Raw genomic sequence first — 8815 nt, forward strand, 5'->3', positions numbered from 1 at the left:
TAGGGCGCTACGTTCTGTCCTTTCCGTCAAAAAGAAAGCTATCCGGAATTGGTCGAGGGATCATCGTCCTCCGGTAAAGGTACAAGTGGTTCATCCACAGGAAGATCGGTGTCTGTTTGGTCGCTCGGTGCATCGGAGTTGGGATCAAGAACATCTTCCGGGTTATCCAATGTCGCTGGATCAAGCAAATTGTCTTCGGAGGATGCGGAGCCCGAAACGCCCAGAGCGTCCAGATAGTGGTTGCTTTGTCCGGCTTCATTTGCGGTCGTTTCTGCGTCAGATGGCGAATGAGCACCGATAGCCTCAAGGTAAGGATTGGTCTGACCATTGTCGTCGGTCAAACTCTCCAGGCTGCTAGTCGTATGGGCGCTTTCGCCCAGACCGGCTACGGTTCCGCCATCTTCAACTACATCAAATTCCACAGTGACCGTCGCCGATAGAAGGCCATCGTCCACAGGTTCGTCATGCGAGACGATTGGAGTGTCAACGTGATCAACATGACCATTCGCATGCTGCGTCGTTACCGTCTGCATACCCATGGCCGTATTTTCGGTGGTTACGATGGTTTCGAACCCGGGCGAGTGCCCTGCCAGATCATGATCCGACACCAACGTCACGTCTGTGTGCGCCGGGTCAATGGTATAGCTGCCATCATGGTTTTGACTGATCGGTTGGCCGGTATGGTCAAGCAGGGCCAACCCTGCGGCAAGCCCGCTGATCCTGATCCCTGTGACTTGGTCGCCGGCTACGTGGTCCGTTAACCGTATGTCAATGTCATAGGCATGATGCGGCGGCGGAGTCGGTGGGTTGGCTTGGAAATAGCGCGCGTCGAACCCCGGGGGCGGGCCGCCTTTCACCCATACCCCATCATTTGTCATAATGTTTTCAACATCCTTGATCTCGGGAATGTGGCGCCAGGAATGGGGTCCATGCCGTGAACTGTCGTAGCTGCCAAGGATCAGCGTATCCCGGCCTTCCTTGCCTTCGATCTTCTCATGCGTCGTTCCGCGCAGATAGAATAGGTCGCTGCCCTTTTCCATGTTGATCTCTTCGTCGCGCATATTGTCGAGGATGAAGACCCTGTCGCCATGTTCACTGCCTTTGACCTCGTCATGGACGTGTCGCACGACATGCCCGCCGTGATCGCGCTGCAACTGCTGCATCATCTGGTCAAGATGATGGTTGTATCCGCCCTGGAAGGAATTGCCCGTGCTCGAGCCAGAACCAGACCCGGCAGCCGGGATTGTACGTCCACCGCCAATATCGACATGCACAGAAAGGTCTGGCGGTCTGTACGTCTGCACAACGTCCAGAGATGCAGTAGCACTGGCCGTTGCGCCAGCTCTATCCTGAATCAAAACTGTGATGGGAATGTTATCGTGATGAAACCCGACCGCAGGTGTGAAGATCCATTGGCCTGCGCCATGCCGGGCAATACTGCCATAGCTCGGGTCAACCTGTACGCTATGGACGCTGAGTGCGTCTCCTGTATCCACATCGGCACCGTGGACGGCTTGCACCAGCTCGCTATCCGTAAATGTACGGGGGGTATTCTGCGTCGTTTGTCCAAGATCTCCGGCCGAAGCCGTCGGAGCATCGTTTACAGGTGTGATGTTAATATGTGCCCGCGCCGGGTTGGAATCCGTATGACCATCATTTGTGGTGAACCTGAAATATGTATCGGTGCGATGCACATCCGTTGCGGGTTGGAAAACCAGGTGCCCGGCCTTCAGATCAGCGGCACTGACTTGCGTGTTCGCGGCGACCTGCACCCCGTTAAGCATCAAAACCCCCTGCGAGGCATAAGGAACCTCGAGAATGGTAAGGTGATCCAAGGGGTCGCCATCGGGATCGGTGTAGTGCAGATCCGACAGGCGGATAGTGATTGGCGTGTCTTCCGGGGTGCTCAGTTGCGGCACGCTGGCCGTCAACCGCGGAGCATCGTTCGTTCCTGTCACCGCCCAGTGGAACGTAAAGCTATCAGCTAAGCCCTCGCTATCCGTTATGGTGACCGGGATATCTATGGGCTTTACTTCTCCCTCTTTAAGCCCTTGGTAATCTGCTCCGCCTGCATCAAAGGTATAAGAGCCATCTGAGTTCAGAACAAACCCAGCACATTGGCTGTTGTTGTGAACCGATGGGTATCACCTGCGTCGACGTCCAGAACAGACAGGTGGCCGGTCTTGGTTGCACCTTCGGTGACGGCCCCTTGTTGCGAAACAGAGATGGGAGCGTCATTCGTGCCGTGGATCGAGATTGTGACATCATGATGCGTGCCGTCCTTCGACGTCACGGTGAATGTATCGGTCAATGGAGCAGAATTCTGCGTCAGCCCCTGAACAGCGGCCTGAGTGTTGTCTGCGGTGTAGGTCCAGTGCACCTGTATGGCGAGGGCAACCTCAGCGGTAGGTAGAGTTCAACTCGGATCCTGCCTATTGTTCATGCCAGCGATATCGCCCGGCCACATGAATCAGAGGAAAAGTATGGCTCGTTGGACATATTTGGCATTGCTCTTGATCGGAGCCATCGGCGACCCCGCAACATCTCAACCTGTTCTGGCGGACGCCAAAGCCCTTCGTCCTTATAGCGAAACAGCTGTCGTGATCACCGGACCGGTAATCCTGTCAAAAAAGCGCATGGTCTTTGAGACTGGTGGGTTTCTCGATCTGAATGTGGTCGACGATGCAGCTTCGGGTAGATGGGGAGCATCTGGCAATGTTCCCGTCGCACAAGTCTTCAGGGTCTCAGGAGATGCCGGACCACTTCGGCAGCAAAACACGCTTTGTGGGGACCAGCCAGTAACCTTTATGGCAGCTTGGGGTGAAAAAAGCTCAGGACATGCGTACCTGGGCATTGCCATGTTCGCCGGAGCGGAAATACCGACCGGGGTCGCCGAAGAGGGCATTTGTGGCACCTTCTTCTTTTCGACGGATTTGGAAAAATAACCTTTTGGGAGGCGATGCAAAGGTAACTCGACCTGCCGCGGGACAAGAAGTTGACTGGCGTCCGATGATGATGAAACGCGATTGCTTCCAGTACTCTTAGGCGGGCCAAGTGATTGAACCGTTACCCCGCTCTCGTCGCATGGGTGAAACTGGCGCAACATCAGAGGTTCGCCCATTGTCCATTCGAAGCCCCGTTCGTATTCGTCCGGCAGCGCCTATCGACGGTTTTCGGTGGCGCGATGCGTTGCCTGAAATGTCCCCGGTGGTTGCCCGGTTCTTCATCCCCCGCGTCACCCAGGCAGGCCGGATGGGTTTAATCAGGATCAACCTGAGTTGGCTGAAGGGTCGTCCTCCTCCGGTAATGGAACAAGCGGTTCATCATGCGGGAGGTCGTTCCCCTCATCGCCGGTCACTCTGTCCGAACTCAGATCCTCGGCCGCCGCGGGATCATCCAGCATCGTTGGGTCCAACACGGGTGCGTCAGTCAGCATATCCGCATCAACCCCGAGCGCCGCAGTGTAGGGATTGGCCGGCTCGGAATCCTGTAACTGTGTCGGAACGTCGGAATGCAGGCCCGCCCCAACTGCGTCGAGATAAGGGTTCACCGGGTCACCTTGATGGAGAGATGAGCCGTCCTGCCCGTGATGTTCGTCGGGGGTATCGAAGCCTCTGTTATCCTGCTCAGCGGGATCGTTCGCGCTGCCTGCCCTTGCGGCGAGAGACACATCCATGTCGTCGGTCAGTCCGAGCGCGGCAGCGGACGGGTCTTGGGTATTGCCGTCAAGCGTCACTTCGAAAACTGGCCCATCGTCACTCGGGGCGTCGTGTTGCTGTGGTGTTACCGGAACAATATCGATACCGATCAGGGTCGTGTGATCGACGTGGTGGCCGCTCGCCCCGTGCACGCTTTGGATGTTGATATTGACCTGCACATCAGCATCCGAGGTATGTGTGCCATGCTGCAGGATGTGGAACGTGTCGGTATGACGTCCGGATGTAGGACCGACGCCGCCGTGTTTGATAACACCGGAGTTGGGCTGGTAATGATAGTCGAAATGCCCGGTTTGCGGGTCCATCGTCAACGTCCCGTACTGGCCCTGAAGCGACAACACTCCGTGTCCGTGCCCGTTGTCGATCGCCCAGCCACCTGATCCGCCGGTCAGTGTGCCGGAAAGATGGGGCGTGCCCGTACCCTGTACCTGAGTTGCAGTGGGCGGTGTCGGCGCCGCGGTCACATCCAACGTCGCTGTAGCACTGCGTGTTGCATGTCCGTCCGTAACGGAAATCGATACTGGGACATCGGTTTGGCTGGCGCCAGCTGCGGGGGTAAACACCCAATTGCCGCCAGATTGGTGGAAGCTTCCATATTGCGGGTCGACCTGGACATTTGAGATAGACAGATGATCGCCTCGGTCCACATCGGTTGCATGAACAGCCGCCAGCAAATCTGCGGTCGAGATGGTTTTACCCGCACCTGGTTGTGTGGCGCCAAGATCTCCCGGCGTTACAATCGGCGCATCATTCGTCCCGGTTATGATGATCTGGACCGGCTGCTTTGTGCCATCCAGCGTCGTGACGGTGAATGAATCGGTGAGGGTTTCTCCCTCACCAAGCGCTTGAACCCTGCCGTCTGTCTGATCGACCCGATAGGTCCAGTGACCGCGGCTGTCGATCTCATAAGCGCCAAAACCACCGTCCGAAGGTCTGGGCTGCCCATAGTTCGTACGATCGGTGCCGCTCTGTCCCCAATCCGGATCGTGTACGTTGAGGGTTCCGCGGGCCACAGTCCTGGTGTCCTCGACCACGGTCCCAGATGTGTCGCCCGTGATCTTGGGAACATCCGCGGTGCCCTCAACTGTAATGTTGACGCGATGCGTCGTGCCGTCGACACCACGCACCTCAAAGTAGTCGTAGATGAGCTCGCCTTCGTGAAGGGACTGCCGCGAAGGAGGCAGGGTGAAGGTCCAGTTTCCGGCGGCGTCGATTGAATAGGTTCCAGCGTTGTGCGGTGCCTGGGCATTTGTCACCGGAACAAAAGCCGCGACGCCACCATCCGGATCCGAGATGTTCAGCTTGCCGGATGTGGTCGGAGCGCTGTCCTCCTTGACATGCCCTGAATCCGTTCCCGTGATGATCGAAGCATCGGGCGTTGCGCCAAGCGTGAGAGACGCTTTCTGCGCGACGGTGCCACCATGGCCGTCGGTGACGGTGTAGCTGAGGGCGACAGGGCCGTTGTAGTTCGGGTCTGGCGTGAAGGTGAAGCCGTGGGTGGCGTCGCCGGTGATGGTTCCGTGGCTGGCGCTCAGCCCGCTCACCGAAAGCTGATCAGTGCTGTCCACATCCGTGGCATGCTCGAGAAGCTGCGCCGCGGTGATCTGCACCGGTTTGTCTTCGGTCCCGCCTGGCAGCGTGACCGGGCCGCTGACGGCGGGGCCGTCATTGGTGCCCGTCACGGTGATCACGAGGTTCTCGGTGTCGGTGGCGCCGGTCTTGTCGGTGACGGTGACCGGGATGGTGATCTGTTGCGGCTGACCCGCCGCGAGATGCTGGTAGGCCGCATCGGTCGGATCAAAGCTCCAGCTGCCATCGGGGTTCAGCGTAAAGCCCGCCGGCGCAGTGCCGCCCAGCGAATAGGTCTGCGTGTCGCCCGTATCCACATCCGTCGCCGACATCTGCCCGGAGACCGCCTTGCCATCCTCCGTTGCCGAGGCCGTCGCGGCGCTCAGAACCGGAGTGTCGTTGGTGCCATGGATAGTGATCTGGATCTGGTGCGTCGTCCCGTCGGCGGAGCGGACCCGATATGTGGCATGTCCGTCCTGACCCGCAGCCAGCTGTTGAATGGCCGGGTTGCTGTTGTCCGTCACGTAGCTCCAGCTTCCGCTGGAAGCGATATGCAGGTGGCCGCCGAATGGGTCCGAGATCGCATGTTCGCCAAACTGGCTGGACTGGAAATGCTCCTGCGCCGGCCCGTCCGGGTCGGTCACGTCCAGCTTGCCACTAATCACGATGCGACCAGCCACGTGATCCTCGGTTGCAGAGCCGGTATCGGTTCCCGTAATCACCGCCGCATCGCCCACTGCTGCGAGCGTCGTGCTGGCACCGGTATGTGTTACCCCACCATGGGCGTCCTTCACGTCATAGGTGAAGTGGACCGTGCCGCTGTAGTCTTTCTCCGGCGTGAAGGTGAAGGTGCCGTCGGGGTTGGCGCGGACCGAGCCGTGATCGACCCGCAGCGCGTCTATGGTGAGTTTGCCCGCATCGTTGGCGTCCACATCGACCGTGTTGGCGAGAAGCTGCGCCTTGGTGAGCGTCTGCGCCGTGTCCTCGGTGCCAGCCCGGAGAACGACTTCAGAAGAGCAATAAGGCCGGTCATTGCTGCCATGGATCGTGATCACGATGTCATGCGGCGTGCCATCCTTGGAATGCACTGTGATCGTGTCGGTGAGCGTTTGCCCTTCGCCTAGCTGGTCAATCGCCGTGCCACGCGTAGTTGGTCGAGCACCAGCGTCTGCCAGATGACCGGCATCACCGTAATAGTGCCATTCGCCGTTGGCTTTCAGGTACAGGTCACCATAGGTTCCGTGGTAGTTTATGCCCGGTCGAACCGTGTCAAACTCCGCTTCACCGACATCGGGATCGAGGATCGTTAGTTTTCCGTCCGCGTAAAGCACAGACCTCTGCAGCGTCGTCATGCCCGGCTGGGCATAGTCAGGCGACATGTCCACTCCAGCCGTGTTTTCCGTCACATCGCCGGTATCAACGCCGCCGATAATGGCCGCGTCTCCGACTGCCGCCAATGTCAGGTTGGCGGTTTGTGCGGTGTTTCCACCATGGCCGTCGGTGACGGTGTAGCTGAGGGCGACCGGGCCGTTGTAGTTGGGGTCCGGCGTGAAGGTGAAGCCGTGGGCCGCGTCGCCGGTGATGCTTCCGTGGCTGGTCGTCAGACCGGTGACTGAAAGCGTGTCGCCCGTGTCGATATCGGTCGCATGCTCGAGAAGCTGCGCCGCGGTGATCTGCACCGGTTTGTCTTCGGTCCCGCCTGGCAGCGTGACCGGGCCGCTGACGGCGGGGCCGTCATTGGTGCCCGTCACGGTGATCACGAGGTTCTCGGTGTCGGTGGCGCCGGTCTTGTCGGTGACGGTGACCGGGATGGTGATCTGTTGCGGCTGACCCGCCGCGAGATGCTGGTAGGCCGCATCGGTCGGATCAAAGCTCCAGCTGCCATCGGGGTTCAGCGTAAAGCCCGCCGGCGCAGTGCCGCCCAGCGAATAGGTCTGCGTGTCGCCCGTATCCACATCCGTCGCCGACATCTGCCCGGAGACCGCCTTGCCATCCTCCGTTGCCGAGGCCGTCGCGGCGCTCAGAACCGGAGTGTCGTTGGTGCCATGGATAGTGATCTGGATCTGGTGCGTCGTCCCGTCGGCGGAGCGGACCCGATATGTGGCATGTCCGTCCTGACCCGCAGCCAGCTGTTGAATGGCCGGGTTGCTGTTGTCCGTCACGTAGCTCCAGCTTCCGCTGGAATCGATATGCAGGTTGCCGCCGAATGGGTCCGAGATCGCATGTTCGCCAAACTGGCTGTACTGGAAATGCTCCTGCGCCGGCCCGTCCGGGTCGGTCACGTCCAGCTTGCCACTAATCACGATGCGACCAGCCACGTGATCCTCGGTTGCAGAGCCGGTATCGGTTCCCGTAATCACCGCCGCATCGCCCACTGCTGCGAGCGTCGTGCTGGCACCGGTATGTGTTACCCCACCATGGGCGTCCTTCACGTCATAGGTGAAGTGGACCGTGCCGCTGTAGTCTTTCTCCGGCGTGAAGGTGAAGGTGCCGTCGGGGTTGGCGCGGACCGAGCCGTGATCGACCCGCAGCGCGTCTATGGTGAGTTTGCCCGCATCGTTGGCGTCCACATCGACCGTGTTGGCGAGAAGCTGCGCCTTGGTGAGCGTCTGCGCCGTGTCCTCGGTGCCAGCCCGGAGAACGACTTCAGAAGAGCAATAAGGCCGGTCATTGCTGCCATGGATCGTGATCACGATGTCATGCGGCGTGCCATCCTTGGAATGCACTGTGATCGTGTCGGTGAGCGTTTGCCCTTCGCCTAGCTGGTCAATCGCCGTGCCACGCGTAGTTGGTCGAGCACCAGCGTCTGCCAGATGACCGGCATCACCGTAATAGTGCCATTCGCCGTTGGCTTTCAGGTACAGGTCACCATAGGTTCCGTGGTAGTTTATGCCCGGTCGAACCGTGTCAAACTCCGCTTCACCGACATCGGGATCGAGGATCGTTAGTTTTCCGTCCGCGTAAAGCACAGACCTCTGCAGCGTCGTCATGCCCGGCTGGGCATAGTCAGGCGACATGTCCACTCCAGCCGTGTTTTCCGTCACATCGCCGGTATCAACGCCGCCGATAATGGCCTTATCATCGGTGCCGTTGATCGTGACGGTAATCTGCTTCGTGGTGCCGTCCACGGTGGAGACGGTCAGCGTGTCGGTGATCTGATCCCCGGTCTTCAGGGCCTGCACCGCCGGCTGGCCATTGTCGAGCGTGTAGCTCCAGGTGCCGTCGGGCTGGACGGTGAAGCTGCCATGGGCACCTGCCGCACCCGTCTGCGGCACGAAGCCCGCCTGACCCGCATCCGGGTCGGTCACATCGAGCTTGCCACCGGTCGAGGCCAGCTTGTCTTCCGTGACTGCGCCCACCGCGGTGCCGGAGATCGCCGCCTTGTCATCGGTGCCATTGATGGTGACGGTGATCTGCTTGGTGGTGCCGTCCACGGTGGAGACGGTTAGCGTATCGGTGATCTGATCCCCGGTCTTCAGGGCCTGCACCGCCGGCTGGCCATTGTCGAGCGTGTAGCTCCAGGTGCCGTC

At 59.6% G+C, this 8815-nt stretch carries 4 protein-coding genes; 1 reads left to right on the plus strand and 3 read right to left on the minus strand.

What is annotated here, in order from left to right:
- Positions 1 to 38: 38 nt before the first annotated feature.
- Entirely contained in the window at positions 39 to 2102 is a 2064-nt protein-coding gene (locus tag Q0955_RS08840) for a cadherin-like domain-containing protein (protein WP_366140668.1), read from the minus strand.
- Positions 2099 to 2386 (minus strand): VCBS domain-containing protein, encoded by a 288-nt coding sequence (locus Q0955_RS08845; protein ID WP_299423245.1) that lies wholly within the window; start codon positions 2384 to 2386, stop codon positions 2099 to 2101. The genes Q0955_RS08840 and Q0955_RS08845 overlap by 4 nt, the downstream gene beginning before the upstream one ends.
- 97 nt (positions 2387 to 2483) lie before the next feature.
- On the opposite strand from Q0955_RS08845, the gene Q0955_RS08850 reads away from it, so the two are divergent.
- Complete coding sequence (locus Q0955_RS08850) at positions 2484 to 2945, plus strand: hypothetical protein (protein WP_299423180.1); 462 nt, start codon at positions 2484 to 2486, stop codon at positions 2943 to 2945.
- A gap of 323 nt (positions 2946 to 3268) precedes the next feature.
- Here the strand turns inward: Q0955_RS08850 and Q0955_RS08855 are convergent.
- Positions 3269 to 8815: VCBS domain-containing protein (locus Q0955_RS08855; RefSeq protein ID WP_299423183.1), on the minus strand; the 5547-nt coding region annotated here is incomplete at its 5' end.

Source organism: uncultured Shimia sp. (assembly GCF_947493595.1).
Taxonomy (GTDB): Bacteria; Pseudomonadota; Alphaproteobacteria; order Rhodobacterales; family Rhodobacteraceae; genus Shimia.

Bases quoted from the DNA above. Each gene is read 5' to 3' on its own strand.
- Q0955_RS08850 (WP_299423180.1), top strand. From the start codon at position 2,484: ATGGCTCGTTGGACATATTTGGCATTGCTCTTGATCGGAGCCATCGGC.